The sequence below is a fragment of the Embleya sp. NPDC127516 genome (assembly GCF_044765325.1).
Lineage (GTDB): Bacteria > Actinomycetota > Actinomycetes > Streptomycetales > Streptomycetaceae > Embleya.
This window is the reverse complement of the sequence record NZ_JBIWJT010000006.1, coordinates 396,333-416,818: the sequence shown is the minus strand read 5'-3', so window position 1 is coordinate 416,818 and position 20,486 is coordinate 396,333. Positions and strand designations below refer to the sequence as shown.

General features: G+C 71.6%; 21 protein-coding genes. 9 read left to right on the top strand and 12 right to left on the bottom strand.

Annotated features, from left to right (window positions below):
- Positions 1-106: 106 nt before the first annotated feature.
- Entirely contained in the window at positions 107-475 is a 369-nt protein-coding gene (locus ACIRL2_RS15025) for a winged helix-turn-helix transcriptional regulator (RefSeq protein ID WP_395865841.1), read from the bottom strand.
- Between the two features lie 153 nt (positions 476-628).
- Here ACIRL2_RS15025 and ACIRL2_RS15020 point away from each other — a divergent pair, with 153 nt between their 5' ends.
- Both ACIRL2_RS15020 and ACIRL2_RS15015 read left to right on the top strand, forming a co-directional pair.
- The gene (locus tag ACIRL2_RS15020; RefSeq protein WP_395865839.1) at positions 629-1,051 is read left to right on the top strand and encodes a YjbQ family protein; all 423 of its coding nucleotides are present in this window, start codon (positions 629-631) and stop codon (positions 1,049-1,051) included.
- A 375-nt stretch (positions 1,052-1,426) separates the two neighbouring features.
- A complete protein-coding gene (locus ACIRL2_RS15015; RefSeq protein ID WP_402232331.1) occupies positions 1,427-2,812 on the top strand; it encodes a VWA domain-containing protein in 1,386 nt (461 codons plus the stop codon).
- Between the two features lie 79 nt (positions 2,813-2,891).
- Here the strand turns inward: ACIRL2_RS15015 and ACIRL2_RS15010 are convergent, their stop codons facing one another.
- The 4 genes from ACIRL2_RS15010 to ACIRL2_RS14995 form a co-directional block, all read right to left on the bottom strand.
- Positions 2,892-4,643 carry a caspase family protein gene (locus ACIRL2_RS15010; protein WP_402232329.1) on the bottom strand — a complete coding sequence of 584 codons (1,752 nt, stop codon included), beginning with the start codon at positions 4,641-4,643 and terminating at the stop codon, positions 2,892-2,894.
- Positions 4,640-5,002 carry a hypothetical protein gene (locus ACIRL2_RS15005; protein ID WP_402232327.1) on the bottom strand — a complete coding sequence of 121 codons (363 nt, stop codon included), beginning with the start codon at positions 5,000-5,002 and terminating at the stop codon, positions 4,640-4,642. Before ACIRL2_RS15005 ends, ACIRL2_RS15010 begins: the two co-directional genes overlap by 4 nt.
- A gap of 525 nt (positions 5,003-5,527) precedes the next feature.
- Positions 5,528-6,406 carry an NAD(P)-dependent oxidoreductase gene (locus ACIRL2_RS15000; protein WP_402232326.1) on the bottom strand — a complete coding sequence of 293 codons (879 nt, stop codon included), beginning with the start codon at positions 6,404-6,406 and terminating at the stop codon, positions 5,528-5,530.
- A complete protein-coding gene (locus ACIRL2_RS14995; RefSeq protein WP_402232324.1) occupies positions 6,403-6,828 on the bottom strand; it encodes a RidA family protein in 426 nt (141 codons plus the stop codon). Before ACIRL2_RS14995 ends, ACIRL2_RS15000 begins: the two co-directional genes overlap by 4 nt.
- 108 nt (positions 6,829-6,936) lie before the next feature.
- Here ACIRL2_RS14995 and ACIRL2_RS14990 point away from each other — a divergent pair, with 108 nt between their 5' ends.
- Positions 6,937-7,836 carry a LysR family transcriptional regulator gene (locus ACIRL2_RS14990; protein WP_402232322.1) on the top strand — a complete coding sequence of 300 codons (900 nt, stop codon included), beginning with the start codon at positions 6,937-6,939 and terminating at the stop codon, positions 7,834-7,836.
- Between the two features lie 104 nt (positions 7,837-7,940).
- On the top strand, positions 7,941-10,259 hold the full coding sequence (locus ACIRL2_RS14985; RefSeq protein ID WP_402232320.1) for a germacradienol/geosmin synthase: 2,319 nt from the start codon (positions 7,941-7,943) through the stop codon (positions 10,257-10,259).
- Between the two features lie 221 nt (positions 10,260-10,480).
- Here the strand turns inward: ACIRL2_RS14985 and ACIRL2_RS14980 are convergent, their stop codons facing one another.
- The 4 genes from ACIRL2_RS14980 to ACIRL2_RS14965 are packed head-to-tail and all read right to left on the bottom strand — an operon-like array spanning position 10,481 to position 14,514.
- Positions 10,481-11,077 (bottom strand): GTP-binding protein, encoded by a 597-nt coding sequence (locus ACIRL2_RS14980; RefSeq protein ID WP_395865821.1) that lies wholly within the window; start codon positions 11,075-11,077, stop codon positions 10,481-10,483.
- Entirely contained in the window at positions 11,058-11,492 is a 435-nt protein-coding gene (locus ACIRL2_RS14975) for a DUF742 domain-containing protein (protein WP_395865819.1), read from the bottom strand. The genes ACIRL2_RS14980 and ACIRL2_RS14975 overlap by 20 nt, the downstream gene beginning before the upstream one ends.
- Positions 11,489-11,944: a roadblock/LC7 domain-containing protein gene (locus ACIRL2_RS14970; protein ID WP_395865817.1), complete on the bottom strand. Its 456-nt coding sequence runs from the start codon at positions 11,942-11,944 to the stop codon at positions 11,489-11,491. The genes ACIRL2_RS14975 and ACIRL2_RS14970 overlap by 4 nt, the downstream gene beginning before the upstream one ends.
- Positions 11,941-14,514 carry a nitrate- and nitrite sensing domain-containing protein gene (locus tag ACIRL2_RS14965; protein ID WP_402232317.1) on the bottom strand — a complete coding sequence of 858 codons (2,574 nt, stop codon included), beginning with the start codon at positions 14,512-14,514 and terminating at the stop codon, positions 11,941-11,943. The genes ACIRL2_RS14970 and ACIRL2_RS14965 overlap by 4 nt, the downstream gene beginning before the upstream one ends.
- Positions 14,515-14,723: 209 nt before the next feature.
- Here ACIRL2_RS14965 and ACIRL2_RS14960 point away from each other — a divergent pair, with 209 nt between their 5' ends.
- The 5 genes from ACIRL2_RS14960 to ACIRL2_RS14940 all read left to right on the top strand — a co-directional run bounded on the left by ACIRL2_RS14960 (position 14,724) and on the right by ACIRL2_RS14940 (position 18,786).
- A complete protein-coding gene (locus ACIRL2_RS14960) occupies positions 14,724-15,926 on the top strand; it encodes a helix-turn-helix transcriptional regulator (RefSeq protein WP_395865813.1) in 1,203 nt (400 codons plus the stop codon).
- Positions 15,927-16,006: 80 nt separating this feature from the next.
- A complete protein-coding gene (locus ACIRL2_RS14955) occupies positions 16,007-16,198 on the top strand; it encodes a hypothetical protein (protein WP_395865811.1) in 192 nt (63 codons plus the stop codon).
- Positions 16,199-16,333: 135 nt separating this feature from the next.
- Positions 16,334-16,696: a DUF2203 domain-containing protein gene (locus ACIRL2_RS14950; protein WP_395865809.1), complete on the top strand. Its 363-nt coding sequence runs from the start codon at positions 16,334-16,336 to the stop codon at positions 16,694-16,696.
- 144 nt (positions 16,697-16,840) lie between these two features.
- Entirely contained in the window at positions 16,841-17,926 is a 1,086-nt protein-coding gene (locus tag ACIRL2_RS14945; RefSeq protein WP_395865808.1) for a WD40/YVTN/BNR-like repeat-containing protein, read from the top strand.
- A 194-nt stretch (positions 17,927-18,120) separates the two neighbouring features.
- A complete protein-coding gene (locus tag ACIRL2_RS14940) occupies positions 18,121-18,786 on the top strand; it encodes an HAD family hydrolase (protein ID WP_395865805.1) in 666 nt (221 codons plus the stop codon).
- A 76-nt stretch (positions 18,787-18,862) separates the two neighbouring features.
- On the opposite strand, the gene ACIRL2_RS14935 is transcribed toward ACIRL2_RS14940, so the two are convergent.
- The 3 genes from ACIRL2_RS14935 to ACIRL2_RS14925 form a co-directional block, all read right to left on the bottom strand.
- A complete protein-coding gene (locus ACIRL2_RS14935; RefSeq protein ID WP_402232314.1) occupies positions 18,863-19,855 on the bottom strand; it encodes an aldo/keto reductase in 993 nt (330 codons plus the stop codon).
- 89 nt (positions 19,856-19,944) lie between these two features.
- Positions 19,945-20,187 carry a hypothetical protein gene (locus ACIRL2_RS14930; RefSeq protein WP_395865804.1) on the bottom strand — a complete coding sequence of 81 codons (243 nt, stop codon included), beginning with the start codon at positions 20,185-20,187 and terminating at the stop codon, positions 19,945-19,947.
- Complete coding sequence (locus ACIRL2_RS14925) at positions 20,184-20,459, bottom strand: hypothetical protein (protein WP_395865802.1); 276 nt, start codon at positions 20,457-20,459, stop codon at positions 20,184-20,186. Before ACIRL2_RS14925 ends, ACIRL2_RS14930 begins: the two co-directional genes overlap by 4 nt.
- Positions 20,460-20,486 lie beyond the last annotated feature (27 nt).

The following is a 20,486-nucleotide window of genomic DNA, read 5'->3' as shown; positions in this document are numbered from 1 at the left end:
GAAAAGTCAACAACGCCTCACCCAGAGTGCGTCCGCGCGGTATAGCAGACCACACCGCGCTATTCCCGGGCATTCGCCAATACGGGAAACTTCGCCCGGAAACGGCCTACGCGGCGGGCCGGGCCGGGTCCGGCGTTCCGGTCCTCTCGGGCGCGGTCGCCGCGATCTGCTCGACGTTGACCTCCCCCCACACCCCCAGCGGCAACAGCGCCTCGTTGAGCGACCGGCCCAGCGGGGTCAGGGAATACACCACCTTCGGCGGGACCTCGCGAAACACCTCGCGGTGCACGATTCCGCGGGCCTCCATCTCGCGCAGCTGCTGGATCAGCATCTTCTCGCTGATCCCGGGGACGGCCCGGCGCAGCTCACCGAACCGCCGCTCTTCGACATGCAGCTCCCACAGGATCAACGCCTTCCACTTGCCGCCGATGACATCCATCGCGGCATCGAGCCCGCACTGATAGCGCCGAGCCATGCGCGTCTCCTCCCGACCGGGCCTCATCGATCCTTACCGACAGGTAGGTACCCCTCCATATTGTCGGTACGCATTCGGCCGAAAGCAAAGCAATCCTCGATCGGGCCGTGTCGAGAACACGGAACCGGGCGGCGCTTGGGCGAGCATGGCGGGATGAGCGAGGTGACCGTGTCGCGGGTTTTCGAGGTCAGTACCGGGCGGCGGGAGCGGGTGTACGACCTGAGCGCGATGTGCGCGGGATTTTTGCGGGAGGTGGCCGGTGGGCGGGACGGGTTGTTGAACGTGTTCGTGCCGCACGCGACGGCCGGGGTGGCGGTGTTGGAGACCGGGGCGGGCAGTGACGACGACCTGCTCGCGTTGTTGGCGGACCTGTTGCCGGCCGACGATCGGTGGCGGCATCGGCACGGCAGCCCCGGGCACGGGCGCGATCACGTGTTGCCCGCGCTGATTCCGCCGCACGCGACGCTGCCGGTGATCGGCGGTGAACTCGCGTTGGGGACGTGGCAGTCGGTCACGATGGTCGACACCAACCGGGACAACCCGGACCGGACGGTGCGGCTGACCTTCATGGGCTGAGCCGGTGTGGGCAGCTTGCCGAAGAAGCAACTGGCGGAAACCACGCGGCCCGTGCCGCGCGCGTGCGCCACGCGCTGTTCGGCCACGCTCTGTTGGGGCGCAAAGTCGTCGGTTCGGTGCGCCGGTTCGGGCCGCCGCGCTTGTCCGGCGACGACGTGTCGGCCGCGTGTGCTGCGATGGACGCGGCGTTCGTGCTGCTCACAGCGGTGGGAAGGGGCGACGGCGGTCGCGCGGGCCGACGTTCCTTCGGCTGTTCGGGGGCTGTCGGGGTGTCGTACGCGCGGGTCGCCCACAGGTCGGCCGAGCCCATGACTAGCCTTACGTAACCGTCCTGAGCATCGGGACGGCGTCCCTCACACAGGTAAGGATTCGCCGATGGGTTTGAGGAGTCTGCTGCGCAACGTCTTTCGTTCGCGGGCGTCCCGCGAGGCGGCGGAGACACCCGAGACGACGGACGTGACCGCGGCGCCGACCGACCTCCAGGACACGCCGACCGAGTCCCCGGTCGACGTGCCGGATCCGGTCGCCGAATCGGCGCCGAAGGCGCGCCCCGAGCCGGCCGTGAGACCGGAGCCGGTGATCGTCCCCGAGCCGATGGCCGTCCGCGACTCCGCGGTTTCGCCGGAGCCGGAGGCCGTCTCGGAGCCGGCGGTCGTTCCGGAGCCGGTGGTGGTCTCGGAGCCGGTGGTCGTTCCGGAGCCGGAGGCCATCCCGGAGCCGGTGGTCGTGTCGGAACCGGTGGTTATTCCGGAGTCCCGGGCGGAGTTCGACACATCCGGGTCCGCGCAGGCGTCGATCGCCGTGCCGGCGCAGTCGATCGCGACGCCCGTCGAGACCGAACCGACCAAGTCGGAAGCCGAGATCGAGAAGGAGATCGAGCGGGAGGCCGTCGTCACGCAGGCCGCCGAGGCCGAGGTCGAGTTCGAGGCGCCCGTGCCGGCACCGGCCGAGGACCCGGCCGATGTCGAGGTCGCGGCCGAGCCGTTCGTGGTCGCCGAGGCCGCGGCGGTGCCGACCACCATCGCCGTGGTGCCGCCCGCCCGCGCCGAGGAGGCCGCTCCCGTCCTCGGCGCTCGTGCGGAGGCCGCCGCGGCGGCCGTGGGCAAGTGCGGTCTCACCGGCCGCAACGTCGCGGTGTACCTCGTCCTGGACCGCTCGGGCTCGATGCGTTCCTACTACAAGGACGGCACGGTGCAGCACCTCGCCGACCAGACGCTCGCGCTGTCCGCGCAACTCGGCGAGGCCGTTGTGCCGCTGGTGTTCTTCTCCACCGACATCGACGGCGTCGCCGACCTCGATCCCACCAACCACGTGGGACGGATCGAGGAACTGCACGGCTCCTACGGGCACATGGGCCGGACCAACTACCACCGGGCGATCGCCGAGGTGGTCGAGCACTACCGCGCGTCCGGCAGCACCGACCCGGCGCTGGTGATCTTCCAGACCGACGGTGCGCCGACCAGCCGTCCCGCCGCGGCGAAGGCGCTGTGCGAGGCGGCCGGACTGCCGATCTTCTGGCAGTTCATCGGCTTCGGCGACCCCGAGGCCAAGGGCTTCGATTTCCTCCGCAAGCTGGACGAACTCTCGGTGCCGGAGCAGCGCGTGGTGGACAACGCGGGCTTCTTCCACGCCGGACAGGACCCGAGGCTGCTCGCGGACGCCGAGCTCTACGACCAACTCCTGCTGGAGTTCCCGGAATGGCTGAACGAGGCGGTCGCGGCGGGCGTCCTGGCGGCCGGCCCGGTGGACGCGTTGGTGTAGGCGCCGGTGCAGGCGCATTCGCGGGATCACGCCCGACGGTCGGCCATGGGGTCGACCGTCGGGCGTTTCCGCGGCCGGGTCAGGTTCCGGAGGGGAGTGGGAGCAGCAGGCTGATCACCGTGCGCGTGGCCTGTGCCAGGGCCGCGTCCAGGACGTGTACGGGGTCGAACAGTTGCCCTTCGGGATCGCTCGACGTGTAGGTCTCGTGCAGGATGTCGTACGACAGGCCGAGCAGCGCGTGTTCGGTGAGTTCGGGCAGGCTCGGGGCGCCCGACACGAACCTCGCCAGGTGCAGGGCCGGTGCGGTCGACGTCCGGGACAGCACCGAATGGGCCGGGCTCCCCTCCTCCGCAAGGTGGTTGCCCATCCGTAGATAGCCTGCCCCGGCCCCGGGCACGATGCCGTGTTCGAACGCGGAGTGCACGATCGCGACGCTCTTGCGCAGCAGTTCGATCTGTTGCGACGCGGCCTCCTCGTTCGCCGCGCCGACCCGGATCTGTGCCGTGCTTCCCTCCGAGACCACCTGCCAGGACCGGCCCGGACCGGTCGTCACGGTCACCGTGCCCTCGCGGCCGACCCGATCGATGGCCTCGGCGACGGCGCTCGCGGTCCGGCGCCCGGTGGCGGCGGCCACCAGGCCCCGGATCTGCCGGTCCTCGATCGGCACCGCCGAGGAACGCAACCACGCGCGCGCCACGTCCGTCTGCCGCACCAGGTCCCGGATCAGGGTGAGCGGGTCGACCGTGTCCTGTGCGATCAGCTCGCGACAGCGCGTCGCCATGGCGTCGGCCAGGAGTATCGCGGTGACGGTCCCGTCGTGGGCGTCCTCGGCGACGCGCTCCAGCAGCCGGACGGCCATCCGGGCACCCGGGTGCAGTCGAGTGTCCAGCCGGGCCAGGATCGACTCGGCGGCTCGCCCCGCCGACCCGCGCAGCCAGTCGTCGTTCGCCGCGTCCTTGCCCAAGGGGCCGTAGCGACGTGCGAGGGCCCTGGCGATGTGGGAGAACCCGATCGCGAGGTCGTCGACCTCCGCCGGCTGCGATCCGGTGGTCGTCGGGCCGGTGACCTGAGCCGACGGCCTCGGCCATGCCGCGTTGCGCAACACGCAGATCCGTGCCGCGGTGTTGCGGTTGCTCTGCTGTGGGAGTTCGCGACCTCGGGCGGCCAATCGGTGGTGCAGCGCGAGATACAGCGACTCCATGTCGATCAACTCGGCCGCATCCTCGACGCCCTCGTTGACGATGTTGATCAACTCGCCGGTGAACGCGGTGAATTCCTCGTCCGGTGGGGCCGCCGCCCGGCGGGTCTCGGCGGTCGCGGTGAGCACGCTGGTGCCGGCCACGGCCACCTGCCCGGCCCGATCCCGCCCGCTCATCGCGCCGACCATCGCCCGGCCGCTCCAACAGCAGTCCATGATCAGCACCTTGCGCGGCGCGCGGGTGCTCGGATCACGCAACACCCGGCGCACGTCGTCGAAGCGCAGCGCGGTGTACATGCGATCCGGGCGGGTGTTCGGCAGCGCCAGGTGGAACGAGTCGTCGAGATGGTCCACCAGGCCGTGCCCGGCGAAGTAGACGAGCAGCGTGTCCCGGGCCTCGGCCGCCGCGTGGGAGAGCGCGTCCAAGACCTCGCTCGCCGAGGCCGGTTGGCCGACCACCGTGCAATGGCCTGCGGGCAGGCCCCAGTGTCGCGGGTCGCACAACAGTCGGCTCAGCTCCTGGAGATTGCGAAGCACCGCGGGCAAGTGCTCCAGATGCGCGTACGCGTGCGTACCGATCAACACCGCGCGCGAGGCCGCCGGATCGGCCAGTTCCGCCGCCGGCACCGTCACGCAGGGTCCCCGGGCTCCTCCAACGCGCGTACGGCCCGGCCGATGTCCGCCTCCGTGGCGCCGGTCAGCACCACTTCGACCTCGCCGCGCCGGATCACGATGTCGGGGCCGCCCGGGCCCGACATCGGCGCGCGCGAGCGGCGCCAGCCGGCGATGGCCGTCATCAGGCCGCCGAGCGCGATGCCGTTGCTCAGCACGATGTTGACGACGTCGAGGGTGGTGCCCATGGCGCCCGTCGTGTCGTCCTCGGCGTAACTGGTCACGGTGCCGCCGCGGACGTCCGGATCCATCGCCAACCACCGTTGCAGTGCGGCGACTTCCGCACCTCCGTCGCCGACTACGCGTACCTGGACGAGCACGTGCCGCCACCCTTCGGGGACCGTCGGGGGCCCGCGTGCGGCGGGCCGACCTGATGCGGGGCCATGATGCCATGTGGCCTTGCGGGCGACGGGGGTGGAGCACGGTTGGCCTCATGCGCCGGCCGGGCTGGTTCGCCTCATGCGCCGGCGGGGCTCGGTTGGCCTCATGCGCCGGCCGGGCTGGGGTGGCCTCAAACGCCGGCCGGGCTGATGGGAGTTGGGCTGGCCTTGGGGGTTGGTTCGGCTGGGGTGGCCTCAAGCGCCGGCCGGGCTGGTTCGCCTCATGCGCCGGCGGGGCTGGGTTGGCCTCAAGCGCCGGCCGGGCTGGGGGAGTTCGGCTGACCTGGGGCGTTGGTTCGGCTCGGTTGGCCTCAAGCGCCGGCCAGGCTGAGTGGCCTCAAGCGCCGGCCAGGCTGAGTGGCCTCAAGCGCCGGCCAGGCTGGGTGGCCTCAAGTGCCGGCCGGGCTGAGAGCCGCAAGCGCCGGGTGGGATGGGTGGGATCAAGCTCGGCCGGGTCGGGTGGGATCAGACGTTGGTTGGGGTTGGGGGTGGGCTCGGGTGTTGGTCGGGTTGAGTGCGGCCCAGGGCTGCGATGTCTGCGGTTGGGTCGGTGGTGAGGGTTGCTGTGGTGGTGACGTGTGCTGCCGCGCGGGCCACCGGGAGGGATGTGGTGGTTGCCTCGGTGGCCAGGAGGAGGTCCTTGGCCAGTGCGGCGATGGTGAAGTCGGCGTCCGTGTAGGCCGCTTGGTCAAGGCGGTCGCGTTTGCGGGCGACCAGGCCGCCGATCGCGCTGCGCGTGAGCACGTCCAGCACGTCCGTGCGGGACAGGCCCAGGTCGGCGCCGAGTCGGATCGCGTCGTGCAGTCCGGCCGCCGCGATGCCCAGGCCCAGGTTGGCGACCAGTTTGAGGGCGGTCGCGGCGCCGACCGGTCCGGCGTACCGCCGTTCGCCCGCGTGCGACCACGCGCGCAACACCGGCTCGGCCGCCGCGACGTCCTCGGGCCCGCCCCCGGTCAGCACGGTCAACGTGCCCGCGCGGACCGCCGGCACCGAGCCCAGGACGGGCGCCTCCACGTACCGCAACCCGGCCCCGCGAGCGGCCACCGCGAGCCGGCGCGACTCGTTCGGAGCCAGCGTGGTCGCGTTGATCACCAGCGTGCCGGGCGCGGCACCGGTGACGATGCCGGCCGGACCGAGCAACACCGCCTCGGCGGCCGGCCCGTCGAAGACGAACAGCACGACGGCGTCCGCGCCCCGCACCGCGTCGGCCGCGCTCGCGGCGGTCGCCGCGCCCGATATCGTGCGCGGCGTGCGGTTCCACACCGTCACCTCGTGTCCGGCCGCCACCAGCGCCTGTGCGCCCGCCGCGCCCATCCGTCCCAGACCACACGCGGCGATTCTCATTCGGCGGCCTCGTCCGTCTCCGGGACCAGCGCGAACGCCTCGACCTCCAGGAGCAGCTCCGGCAGGAACAGCGCGCCGACCTGGACCGCCGAACTGGCCGGCGGACGGGTCATGTCGACGAACTCGTCGCGGGCCGCGCGGACCGCCGGCAGCTGCCCGATGTCGGTGACGAAGTAGGTCAGCTTGATCACGTCGTCGAAGGTCGCGCCCGCCGCCGCCAGGCAGCGGCGCAGGTTCTCGAACACCTGCCGGGCCTGCGCGCCCGGGTCGTCCCTGCCGACCAGATTGCCGTCCTCGTCGAAGGCGACCTGCCCGGAGACCGCGATCAGCCGGCCGGTGCCGGTGACCACGTTGGTGTAGCCGTTGCCCGGCCGCACGCCCTCGGGCGCCGCGATGTGAGTGAGTCGATCCGCAGTCGTCATGCGCTCATCCTCACCCGTGCGCCATCCATCCCGCCAGCGCATCTTTCGCAGGACTGCCATGCGTGCCACGCATGGCTCTGCGTCGCCGCGCCAGTAGAGTCACCGCGCATGGACCTGCTCGCCCTGCGTTCGTTTCTGGAAGTGTGCCGCCACGGCTCGATCAGCGCCGCCGCGCACACGCTCGGATACACCCAGTCCGCGCTGTCCCGCCAGGTGGCGGGCCTGGAGGCGCGCCTGGGCACCGTGCTGCTGGAGCGGCACGCCCGCGGAGTGCGCAGTACGCCCGCGGGCGACGTGCTGCGCGAACACGCGGCGGCGATCCTGGCCCGGGTCGAGCGGGCCGAGGAGGAGGTGCGGGCCGCCCGGGACCGGGTCGGTACCCGGGTCCGGGTGGGCGCGGTGCCCACCGCCGCGGTATCCCTGCTGCCCGACACGCTCACCGCGTTCACGGCCGAACTGCCGGGCGTACGGGTCACCTTCGCCGAGGACTTCTCACCCGGACTGATCCCGCGGCTACTGGACGGCGAGTTCGACGTGGCCGTGGTCACCGACTACCCGCCGGGCCTGCCCGCGCACGCGGGGATTCGGCTCACCCACGTGCTCGACGACGAACTGCGCGCCGTACTGCCCGCAGGCCACCGCCTGGCCGGGCGTGAGGTGATCGACCTGGCCGAACTCGCGGACGAGACCTGGGTGGAGGACTACGAGGGTGCCGCGGCGGTGCTCACCGGGGCATGCGCCCGGGCCGGGTTCACGCCGCGGATCGACATCGAGTGCGGTGGGTGGTTGGGCAAACAGGCGTTCGTGGTGGCCGGGTTCGGGGTGATGCTCGCGCCCGGGCTGCTGACCCGGGCGATCCACCCCGAGTTGACCCTGCACCGGCTCGCCGATCCACCCCGACGCAGCGTGTACGCGGCCCGCCCGCAGCGTCCCGACCCGGCGAGCGCGGACGCGGTGGACCGCTTCGTCGCCGCGCTCGTCCACGTGGCCGCCCACCAAGATCGTTAAGCCTGTCCGGGCAGGTTTCACCAGATCGAGCGAGAACCGATTCGTCGCCCGCTCCCGGGCGTTCGCGCGACCTAGCGTGTGCCGTGGCGAAAGGGGCGCACCGTATGCCACAACCCTTCGAACTCCCGCAGTTCTACGTGCCGTACCCGGCGCGGCTCAACCCGCATCTGGCGGGCGCGCGCGAGCATTCCAAGGCCTGGGCCCGACGGATGCGGATGATCGAGGGCTCGGACATCTGGGATGAGCACGACTTCGACTCGCACGACTACGCACTGCTGTGCGCGTACACCCATCCCGACTGCACGGGCCCGCAACTCGACCTGGTCACCGACTGGTACGTGTGGGTCTTCTTCTTCGACGACCACTTCCTGGACATCTTCAAACGCACCCACGACACGGCCGGCGCCAAGGCGTACCTCGAACGCCTGCGCGCGTTCATGCCGGTCGATCCCACCACCCCGGTCCCGGCCCCGACCAATCAGGTCGAGGAGGGACTGGCCGACCTGTGGGCGCGCACCGTACCGAGCATGTCGCAGGACTGGCGGGAGCGGTTCGCCGAGAGCACCCAGGCGCTCCTGGAGGAGTCGCTGTGGGAACTGGCGAACATCAACGAGGGCCGGGTCGCCAACCCCGTCGAGTACATCGAGATGCGGCGCAAGGTCGGCGGCGCGCCCTGGTCGGCCAACCTGGTGGAGTACGCGGCGGGCGCCGAGGTGCCCGCGGTGATCGCGGCCTCGCGCCCGATGCGGGTGCTCAAGGACACCTTCGCCGACGGCGTGCACCTGCGCAACGACCTGTTCTCGTACCAGCGCGAGGTGGAGAACGAGGGCGAGAACGCCAACGCCGTCCTGGTCTTCGAGAAGTTCCTCGGCTGCACCACGCAGGAGGCCGCCGAGGCCGTCAACGAGTTGCTCACCTCGCGGCTGCACCAGTTCGAGCACACCACCTTCACCGAACTCCCGCCGCTGTTCGTGGAACACGGCCTGGACCCGCAGTCCTGCATGGATGTGATGGCCTACGTCAAGGGCCTCCAGGACTGGCAGTCGGGCGGGCACGAGTGGCACATGCGCTCCAGCCGGTACATGAACGGCGCCGGAGCGAGCGGGGATTCGACCGGTGGCCTCGGGACACCCACGGTGGCCGGGGTGTTGGCCGGGCCTCAAGGGATGGGCACCTCGGCCGCGCGGATCCTGCCGGGACTGGTCGCCGGACTGAACAGCGGGCTGCGCGGATTCACACATGTGCCCTTCCAGTCGGTCGAGCCCTACGACATCCCGGACTTCTACCTGCCGTTCGCGCCGCGACTGAACCGACACCTGGACACCTCCCGGGAGAACGTGGTCGAGTGGGCCGCGCGGATGGGCATCACGGGGGAGGGCATCTGGGACGAGCGGGCCCTGCGCGGATTCGACCTGCCGCTGTGCGCGGCGGGCATCGCGCCGGACGTGTCGCTCGAGCAACTCGACGTGGCCTCGGCGTGGTTGACGTGGGGCACCTACGGCGACGACTACTACCCGATCGTGTTCGGCCGCTCGCTCGACCAGGTCGGCGCGAAGGCCTACACCGAGCGGCTCAAGACGCTGATGCCGGTGGACGGCGAGGCGGCGCCGGTGCCGACGGACGCGCTCGAGCGCGCGCTGGCCGACCTGTGGTCGCGCACCGCCGGGCCGATGCCGCCCGCCTCGCGGCTCAGGTTCCGGCGCACCATCGAGGAAATGATGGACAGTTGGCTGTGGGAGCTGGCCAACATGGCGCTGAACCGGATCCCGGATCCGGTCGACTACATCGAGATGCGCCGCCGCACGTTCGGCTCCGATCTGACCAAGAGCCTGTCCCGGCTCTCGCACGGCGAGGTGGTGCCGGACCAGGCGTACCGCTCGCGCGCGGTACAGGCGATGGAGAACTCGGCGGCCGATTTCGGCTGGATGATCAACGACGTGTTCTCCTACCGCAAGGAGATCGAGGTCGAGGGGGAGTTGCACAACCTGCTCCTGGTGGTGCGCAACTTCTTCGGCTGCGACTTCGACCAGGCGCTGGTGATCGTGAACGACCTGATGACCTCCCGGATGCGTGAGTTCGAGCGGGTCGTGGCCGTGGAACTCCCGGCGATGTACGAGGACCTGGAGCTGACCCCGGCGGCCCGGGAGGCACTGGACGCGTACGCGGTGGCGCTCGGCGACTGGAACGCGGCGATCCTGAAATGGCATCAGGACTGCCGGCGCTACGCGGATCCCGAGCCGCTGGTGCCGTTTCCGTGGCAGGTGGCCCGGAGCTCGGCGGGCCCCGCAGGCCCGGCAGGCTCGGCCGCGGCCCGCGTGCCGGTCGAGCCGTCGGCGGTTCCCCGGGTGCGGTACGGGCCGCGTGGGCTGGGCACCTCGGCCGCCCGCGTGGCCGGCATGCGAGCGGGCGTCGCGGTGCGGTGACGTGTACGCGAGTGCGGGCGGTCCGCAGGCCGCCCGCACTCATGCCGGACGGGCCGAAAAGCGGCCCGTCCGGCAGGCGAAGGCTTCCGGTCGCGGCCGGGCCGTGCGCGCGACCCGACGCGACGCGACCGAGAGACGTGTCGTGACAGGCGGGACGCGAGGTGCGCGAGCGAGCGCCCTGCCGCGCGTCGCGGCGGGTCCGCGAGCGGCCGGGTGTACGGCTAGGCGTGTGGCGCGACCAGCGCGAGCGACGAGCCCAGCAGATGGTCGACCAGTGCCAACAACACGTCCCGGCCCGAGGACCGCACCCGCACGTCGCACGGCAGGATCGGGACGTCCGGACCGAGGTCGAGCGCGTCGCGGACCTCCGCGACCGTGTACTCCACGGCCGCGTCGAAGCGGTTGATCGCGACCACGAACGGGATGCCGCGACGCTCGAAGAAGTCGATGCTGCCGAAGCCGGCGTCCAGGCGCCGGGTGTCGACCAGCACGATCGCGCCCAGCGCGCCGATCGCCAGGTCGTCCCAGAGCGACCAGAACCGCTCCTGGCCGGGCGCGCCGAACAGGTACAGGACCAGATCCTCGGACAGCGTGATGCGACCGAAGTCGAGCGCGACCGTGGTGCGCGACTTGGCCTCGACGCCCGCGAGATCGTCCACGCCCACGCCGACCTCGGTCATCACCTCCTCGGTGTGCAGCGGCGGCACCTCGCTGACCGTGCCGACCAGGGTGGTCTTGCCGACCCCGAACCCGCCCGCGATCAGGATCTTGACCGCCGCCGCGTCCTCGGGCAGCCGGTCAGAGCCGAAGGAGACCATCACGTACCTTCTTCAACAAAGCGGGATCGGGAGTGCGGGCCAGGGCCAGCGGGGCGCGTACGGTCACCAGGCCGTCGCGCAGCAGGTCGTCGACGAGCACCTTGGTGATGCTCACCGGGAGGTCGATCAGTGCGGCCACCTCGGCGACCGCCTGCGGCTCCCGACACAGTTCCAGGATGTGCTGATGCTCGGGCTGCCGGCCGCGACTGTCGCGAACCTTGCGACGCCCACCCGAGGACTGCTCCTCGGCGGCCGCGGCCCGGCCTGCCGGCTCGTCCGGCGCGACCGTGGTGACCAGCGTGATCAGAGTCAGGTCCGCGTCGCGCACGGCCTTGGTCCGGCCGCGCGTGAGCGTGTACGGGCGCACCAGCGGACCGGCGTCCTCGTCCCAGGGCTGCTCCCAGCGGGACGTCACGCCCGGCCACCCGCCGGATCGTCGGCCTCGGCGCGTGGTCGGGTGCCGAGGTACTCGCCGACCTTCTTCACCAACATGTTCATCTCGAACGCCACCACCCCTACATCCGCGCTCTGTTCGGACAGTACGGCCAGATGCGCGCCCTTCCCCGCGGCCGTCAGGAAGAGGAACGCGTCGTCCATCTCGACCAGCGTCTGGCGCACCGAACCGCCCGCGAAGCCCCGGCCGATGCTGCGGGCCAGGCTCTGCAGCCCGGCCGCCGCGGCGGCCAACTGCTCGGCGTCGTCGCGCGGGATGCTCTCGGACCGACTCATCAGCAGTCCGTCCTCGGACAACACGATCGCGTGCCGGGTCTGATGCACGCGCTTGACCAGATCGGTCAACAACCAGTCCAGGCGACTGTCGGTTGCGGTGGTGGCCGTGCCGCCGGCGAGATCGTGCGTGTTCGTCATGACGGTTCCCCAGGGTGCGTGGTGCTTCCGGCGACGGGGTTCGGGCCCGGTACGGGCTCGGTCCCGGTTCCGGGTTCGGTCTCGATCGCGGACTCGTCGCCGGCCGCGTTCGGTTCGGACGCCTCGCGCGCGCGTTGGCTCGCGAATCGGAACGAGGACAAGGTAGCCGCAGCTTCGCGAGGTGAGGAGGGCTTCGACCCGGTTCGCGGGTCCGGCTCGCTCGCGATGCCCGATTCGCCGTGCAACGGCATCGGCAGATTGCGCTGCCGAACCCGGCGCGGCAGCGCGCGGCGGCCGTCGGCGGTGGTCTCCTCGGCGGCCGAGCCGGCCGCCGAGGATGCGGGAGTCGGCTCGGCCCCGGCCTCGGACGCGGGAACCGTCGGTACGCGCTCCAGCGAGCGGACCACCGGATCGGGGTGCTGCCGAGCGGGCGGGCGCGTCCGGGAGACGTCCTCGTCCTCGGACTCGTGCACCGATTCGGACGCCTCGCCCGCCTCGGCCGCCGGTTCGCCCGTGGGCTCGGCGTCCGCCGTCACCGCGAGCGCGTGCTCGAACGGCCCAACACTCGGCTGATCGCCGGGCGTACCCGACTCCCGGGAGATCAACTCCTCGGGCAGGAACACGATCGCCAGCGTGCCGCCGTACGGCGAGGGCCGCAGCGTCACGTCGACCCCGAGCCGGTCGGCGAGTTGCGCGACCACGAACAGGCCCATCCGCACGTCCTCGGCGAGGGCGATCACGTCGAAGCTGACCGGCACCGCCAACTGCCGGTTGGCCGCCGCGTACTCGTCCGCCGACATGCCCAGCCCGCGGTCCTCGATCTCGATCGCCAGACCCTTGGCGACCGACACCGCCCGCACGTGCACGGGCGTGTCCGGCGGCGAGAACATCGCCGCGTTCTCGACGAGTTCGGCCAGCAGGTGGATCACCCCGCCCACCGCCGGACCGGACAGTTGCAGATCACGGTCGGAGTAGACCTCGACCCGGTGATAGTCCTCCACCTCGCCCACCGCGCCGCGCACCACGTCGACGATCCGCACCGGGCGACTCCAGCGCCGGCCCGGCCGGTTGCCGGTGAGCACCACGAGGTTCTCCTCGTACCGGCGCAGGCGGGTGGCCAGATGGTCGATCGTGAACAGCTCGCGCAGCAGTTCCGGATCCTGGTGGCGGCGCTCCATCGCGTCCAGCTCACCGATCTGACGGTTCACCAGGGACTGGGTGCGCAGCGCGGTGTTGACGAACACCTTGGCGAAGCCCTCGCGCTGTCGAGCCAGTTGTACCGCGCCGTCCAGCGCGGCCCGCTGCGCGGCGTTGAACGCCGAGGCCACCTGGCCGATCTCGTCCCCGCTCGCCGGCACGTCCGGCGCCTCGACCGCGAGGTCGACCCGCTCACCGCGCTGCAACCGCTCGATGACCACCGGCAGCCGATGAGAGCCAAGTTCGACCGTCGCGTCGCGCAGCCGGGACAACCGCCGGCGCACCGCGCGGGTCACCCGCCAACACAACAGGGCGCCGATCAGCACGAAGCCGAGGCCGATCGCGCTGAGCAGGTACACCTGGTTCCAAGTGTCCTCGGTGGCCTCGTCGCCCGCCTCGAACACCAGGTCCACCCGGGCGAAGTCGAAGGCCGTGTTCGGCAGCGCGAGTTGATCGAACGTCTCGCGCCACTTCGCCAGCTCGGCGGGCAGCGCGATGCCGGACGCGGCGCCGCGCTGGTCCCTGGGGGTGTCCACCGCGGCGATGATCGCGTCCTCCATCGCGGCCAACTCGCGCCAGGCCGGGCTCTGGGTGAGCGCCATGTACAGCGGACGCAGCCGGTCGGGCAGGAACGGCTCGATCTCGTCCTCGAGCGTATGCCGCCGCACCCCCACGTTCTGCACGAAACCGGCGAAGTCCGGCTGGCTCAACCGCCCGCCGGGCTGCGCGAACGAGACCGTCATGTCCTCCTGCGCCATCGCCTCGCCGGCGCGGAACTGGATCACCAGGAACTGGCCCTCGAAGGTGACATCGACATCCGACGTCTCGGCCAACGCCTGCACGATGGAGATCTGGTTGGCGACCTGCTTCGTGTAGTAGCCCAACCAGCGATCCCGGCCGGTCGCGCCGGTCGCGTCCACCTGACGTCGGACGTCGGGGAGTTCGGCCAACTCCGGGGCCACTCGACCGGCCCGGTACATCACATTGCCCGGCGTTTCCGCGGCGTCGCTGTTCGCGAACGCGACGAACGACCGTACCGCCTCGTCGGTCTTGGCCCGCTGCGCGCGCAGCGCCTCGGTCGCGGCCGGCGACGGCTTGGCCATCCACGCCGCGGTCAGCCGCCGTTCGAGTTGCAGGCCGACCATCGTGTTGTAGGCGGGCGTACCGGCCCGTTCGGCCACCGAGACCTGGTGGTCCAGGCCACTCGCGTGGTCGGCCAGTCGGTAGGTGGCGATGCCCCACAGGGCGACCATCGCGACCGAGGGCACCACGGTCAGCATGACCAGCAGGGTCCGGATCGACGGCGTACGACGCGACCGCGAGCGGCCCGCTCGGGTCCGGCCGGTCCCGGGGACGCGCATCAGTTTTCTCATCGACTCTCCCGCAAGGGCAACCCGGCCCGAAATGCGGTTGCCGCGACCCGGCCGAAGGTACCGGCGGGGCACCCGACAGAATCCACGCAGTCCGCGTGGGGAACTTCCCGCCCGTGCGGCACATACCGTGCACAAAGACGATCACGCGCCGCGCCGAGGCGACACGTGATCGGGCGCACACTCGGCGATACCCCAAGGAGCGGCCCGGCATGCACACCGCGACCGGCATCGGCCGGCGGATCGCGTACTGGCGGGTACGTCGAGGCTTGACCCAGGCCGAATTCGCGCGCCTGATGGGCCGATCCGTGCGCTGGGTCGAGGACGTGGAGGCGGGCCACCGGCAGGCGGATCCGCGCCTGTCGTTGCTCACCAGGGCCGCGCGGGTGCTGCACATCGGGATCGACCGACTGCTGCCCGAGGAACCGAACCGGGAACAGCACGAGCACGATCCGCTGGGCGCGGTGCGGGCCGCGCTGCGCCGGGTGGACATCGCGCCGGCCGCCGGCCCGGGATCCGTCCGGCGGATCGATCTCGCGATGCCGCGCCGAGAGTTGAGCTACGGGTGGACCGCGTACACGGCCGCGGACTACGGGTGTCTGGATCGGGTGGTGCCGCCGGTCCTGGCGGCGACGGTGCCGATCGCGGGGGCGGTCGGGTCCGACGCGTGCGCGCGGGCCGCCGTCCGGTCCGCCGCGCTGGGCCTGGCCTCCGCCGCCGCCCAGGTGTTCGGCGACGCCGACCTGGCCTGGCGCGCGGCCGATCGGGCGATCACCGCGGCCGGGCACAGCGGCGACGCGGTGGTCCTGGCGCGTGCGGCCCATCGGCTGACCGGTGCCATGGCCTGGCACGAAGGCGCGGGGGCCGCCGTCGAGTTCGCCCTCGGGGCGGAGGCGGACCTGGCTTCGGCGCTGGACCTGCGCGGCCGGGCGGGCCGAGCGGCGCTGCGTACCCTGCGGTTGGGCGCGGCACTGGCCACGGCCCGACTCGGCGATCGCCCCGCCACCCGCGATCTGCTGGAGGGGGCCGAGCGGGCCGACCCCGGCGCGATCCAGGTGCCGCTGTACCGGGTGACCGCACACGTACTGCTGGGCGAGTACGCGCGGGCCGTCGCCGGTCGGTTCTCCCCGGACGCGCTGGCCGTCCTGCCGCGCGGTCGTCAGGCCCGGCACCTGATCGACCTCGCCCGCGCGCTCGCCGCGCTCGGCCGGCGCGGTGAGGCGGTCGGCGCGCTCCTGGAGGCGGAGGCCGCCGCGGCCCAGGAGATCCGCTGTCGGCCGCCGAATCGCCGCTTCGTCCAGGAGATCCTGCGTCTGGACTCGCCGGCGGACGGCGACGAGTCCCGGCTGCGTGCGCTGGCCGCCCGATGCGCGGGAAATGGGTCGTGGGGCCCGGAACGGGCATGGATCATGTAGAACCCGGCGCCGCCGTCGGGTCGGGTAGGACCCGACAGCACCGTCAGGCCACGTACACCGCGCATTCCCAAGGAGCCGCCGTGATCACGATCCTCTTCTTCGCCGTCGGCTTGCTCGTGGTCGTGGCCCTGATCGCGGTCGCGGTCGGCAGGCGCGGGCCCACCATGAGTCACGACGGTCTGGACATCGAGCGGGACCTGACCGGTCGGGCCGAATCCGCCGGTGGCGTCCTCGGGGTGCACACCAACCACGGGACCTTCCCCGGGGTGTAGGGGCACGGCCGGGTAGTTCGGGTGACCCCTCGGCCGCTCGACGCGCGGTCTCCGCGCGGTGTGCCGGGGGTGCGTCCGATGGTGCGTCGTACAGCCGGGCGGTGGCACGTTCGCCCGACGTGGGAGGCTGTGCACATGGGTCTGTTCACGGTCGACGAGGCACACGCGGAGTTGGCCCGGCTGATGCCGGTGCTCGACGAGCTGATCACCGTACGAGCGGACGCGGCGGAGTTGACCGCGGCGCTGGAGCGCGGCGGGGCCCGGTCCGAACTCGGCGGACTGCCCGAACTCAAGGGCATGCAGGCCCGGCTCGACGAACTGATGACGCAGATCCAGCAGACCGGCGCGGAGCTCAAGGGCTTCGCGCCGCTCCTCGTGGACTTCCCGGCCGACCTGGACGGCGTACCGGTGTTGCTGTGCTGGCTGGAGGGCGATCGTCGGCTGGGCTGGTATCACCGTGCCGACCTGGGCTTCGCGGGGCGACGTCCGTTGCCGTAGGGCCGACATTCATTCGGATTACGACAGATCCCACCAGACCTCACCGGACCTCGCCGGATCCCATCGGATCGCGTCGAATCGGGCGAATGTCACTTCGGCCGCGTAGCGTTCCCCGTGGAACGGAACGCTGCCTGGAGGTCACCCATGACGAAGTCCGTCCTGCTCGCCATCGGCACCCGCAAGGGCCTGTGGATCGGTCGCTCGCGCGACGACGGGTCCTGGGCGTACACCGGGCCGCACCACCCGATGACCGGCGTCTACTCGGTCGCGATCGACACCCGGGGGGACACGCCCCGGGTGATGGCGGGCGTCGTCCACGAGCACTTCGGCCCGGTCGTGGTCACCAGCGACGACCTCGGCGCGACCTGGCGCGAACCGGACCTGGGCCGGGTCGGCTTCCCGGCGGACGCGGGCGCCTCGGTCGAGCGGATCTGGCAACTGGTGCCGGGCTCCCGTGCCGAACCCGACGTGCTCTACGCCGGCGTCGAGCCGTCCGCGCTGTTCCGCTCCCAGGACGGCGGCCGTTCCTTCGAACTCGTCCGCGCGCTGTGGGACCACCCGCACCGGCCGCACTGGGAGGCCGGCTTCGGCGGCCAGGCGATCCACACGGTGTTGCCGCACCCCACCGACCCGCGCCGGATCACCGTCGCGATGTCCACCGGCGGGGTGTACGTCACCGAGGACGGCGGCGCGAGTTGGAACCCGTCCAACACCGGCATCCATGTGACGTTCCTGCCCGACGAGTACCCCGAGTACGGGCAGTGTGTACACAAGGTGGCCCGGCACCCGGACCGCCCCGACCGGCTGTTCCTGCAAAACCACCACGGCGTCTACCGCAGCGACGACGCGGGAGCCAGGTGGGAGTCGATCGCCGACGGCCTGCCCGCCGACTTCGGCTTCACCATCGTGGTCCACCCGCACCGCCCGGACACCGTCTATGTGGTCCCGCTCATCGCCGACGCGATGCGCTTCCCGGTGGACGGCCTGTGCCGCGTCTACCGCAGCGACGACGCGGGCAAGTCCTGGACGGCCCTGGGCGACGGCCTCCCGGACGACTTCTGGACGGCCGTGATGCGCGACGCGATGTGCACCGACGACGCCGAGGACGCGAGCCTGTATTTCGGTTCCCGCAGCGGCGAGATCTACCGGGGCCGACACGGCGGCGACCGCTGGGAACGCATCGCCCAACACCTCCCCGACGTCCTGTCCCTGCGGGCGGCGGTGATCTGAGGCGGGAGGGCGCGCGGACCACGGAGCTCGCCCGCCGGCCACGGGCTCGGACGGGCCGCATGCGACGGGGGGACGGTCCCGTGGCGGCGGGGTTCACACACGTTCACGCGACCGCAACCCGGTGGTGGCACTGTGCTCACGTCGGGCTGAGAGGGTCGTGACGTCCTCGCCTCACGCCATCGAAACGAGTCAGCGTGTCCGTCGATCTGCCTGCCGCCGTGTTGTTCGACATGGACGGGACCCTTGTCGACACCGAGCAGTTGTGGTGGGAAGCGGTCGCGGACGTGGCCGGGCGGGTCGGCTACGTGCTCGGGGAGACGGACGCGGCGGACGTGGTCGGGCACGCGATCGGGCACACCGCGGTGTACCTGCACACGGTGGTGGCCGAGGCACCGTGTGTGCACGAGCTGACGGACGCGCTGGACGCGGCGTTCACGACCAGGGTCGCGGATCGCATCGAGCCGCTGCCGGGAGTCGTCGCGCTGCTCGACGCCTTGGCCGCCGCCGAGGTGCCGCTGGCGATCGTGTCGGCGTCGCCGCGCCGGGTCGTGGACCTGGTACGGGACGTGTTGGGGTCGGCCCGGTTCGCGGTGACCGTCGCGGCCGAGGACGTGGCGCGGACCAAGCCCGACCCCGCCCCTTATCTGGCCGCGGCGACCGCGCTCGGGGTCGAGCCGAGCGCGTGCGTCGCGGTCGAGGACACCATGGTCGGCGTCACCTCGGCGGAAGCCGCCGGGTGCGCCGTCCTCGCGGTGTCCTCGACCACTGCGATCACGCCCGCACCGGGCCGCCGAGTGGTCGCGTCCCTGGCCTCGATCGAGGCCGGGGACCTGCACGCGTCCTCGGCGGCGCGGGCGTAGGGCCGCTTCCCGGTCGCGGCCTTCGGAGTGCGGCCTTCCGAGCGCGGCCTTCGGATCGCGCCGGCGCCGGCTCGGTTCAGAGTTCGGCGCAGAGCCGGTCGATCTCGTCGATCTCGGCCGCGGTCAGGTCCGGTTGCCCGACGGCGGACAGGTTCTGCTCCAACTGCCGTACGCTGCTTGCCCCGACGATCACCGACACGACCCGCTCGTCGCGCAGGATCCAGGTCAGCGCGAGCTGGGCGAGGGTCTGGCCCCGACCCTGGGCAAGCTTGTTCAGCGCGCGCAGCAGGGTCAGCCGCTCCTCGGTGAGCGCGTCCTGCTTGAGGAAGTGGCCCACCGCCATCCGCGAATCCTCGGGCACACCGTCGAGGTAGCGATCGGTCAACAGGCCCTGGGCCAGCGGTGAATAGGCGATCAGCGCGGTACCGGTCTCGCCGACCGCGTCCAGCACGCCACGCTCCGGCTCGCGGTCCAGGATCGAGTACGCCGACTGGTTGAGCAGCACGGGAGTGCCGAGGTCGCGCAGGATCGCCACCGCTTGGCGGTGCTCCTGCGGGCCGTAGTTGGAGATGCCGGCGTACAGCGCGCGCCCGGACCGAACGGCCGTGTCCAGCGCGCCCATCGTCTCCTCGAGCGGCGTCTTCGGGTCGTAGCGGTGCGAGTAGAAGACGTCGACGTAGTCGAGGCTCATCCGGGCGAGCGACTGATCCAGACTCGCCAGCAGGTACTTGCGCGACCCACCGTCGCCGTACGGCCCCGGCCACATGTCCCAGCCGGCCTTGGAGGCGATGAACATCTCGTCGCGATAGGGCCGGAAGTCGGCCCGGTAGTGCACCCCGAAGTTCGCCTCCGCCGACCCGTACGGCGGCCCGTAGTTGTTCGCCAGGTCGAAGTGCGTCACGCCGAGGTCGAAGGCCCGGCGCAGTACCGCGCGTTGCACCTCCATGGGCTGGGTGTCCCCGAAGTTGTGCCACAACCCGAGCGACACCGCGGGCAACTCGACCCCACTACGCCCGGCCCGGCGATAACGCATCGATTCGTAACGGTCATCAGCAGCAGAGTGGATCATGCCGACCATCTTCGCCTGTGCGAGCCCCGTTCGGTGCGCGATTTTCACGCCGACATCCGTGGGCACGGTGCGCGTCGGGCGGGTGCCGGTCAGAGGCCACGCACGTGAAGCATGGTGACGACCAGGACGCCGGAGCTGACCTCGTACTCGGTGATCACCCCGGCCAGTACCGCAGTGCGCCGGTCCGGGTTGCCGCGAATCGCGTCACCGTACGTACGCGGCGAGTACGACATGGAGTCGACCGCGCGGTCGAATTCCCGACGCTTCGAGGAGGACAGGGCGTTATACCCGGCGAGCGCGTTGTCCGTGTACTGGACTCGGTATTTGCTCACATTTCGACGGGTGTGCCGTCGGGGTTGTAGAGGCCGCTGTGGTCGCCGGTCGCCACCTGGGTCGTGATGGCGTCGTCGTGGGCGCGCATCTCGGGGGTCTTGGCCCAAGCGGAGGCGACGGCCGGAAGGTTGTCGATGGCGGCGTGGTCGATGTCGTGGTCGAACGCGGCCCGATCGCTCTCGGGGAGGGCGGCGCGGATGTCCGCGAGGGTGCCGGGCAGCTCGACCACGCGGCCGTTGTGGTGGGTGCGGATGACGGGTCGGTCACTCATGCGTACCAGCGTGGCACGAGGCCGCCC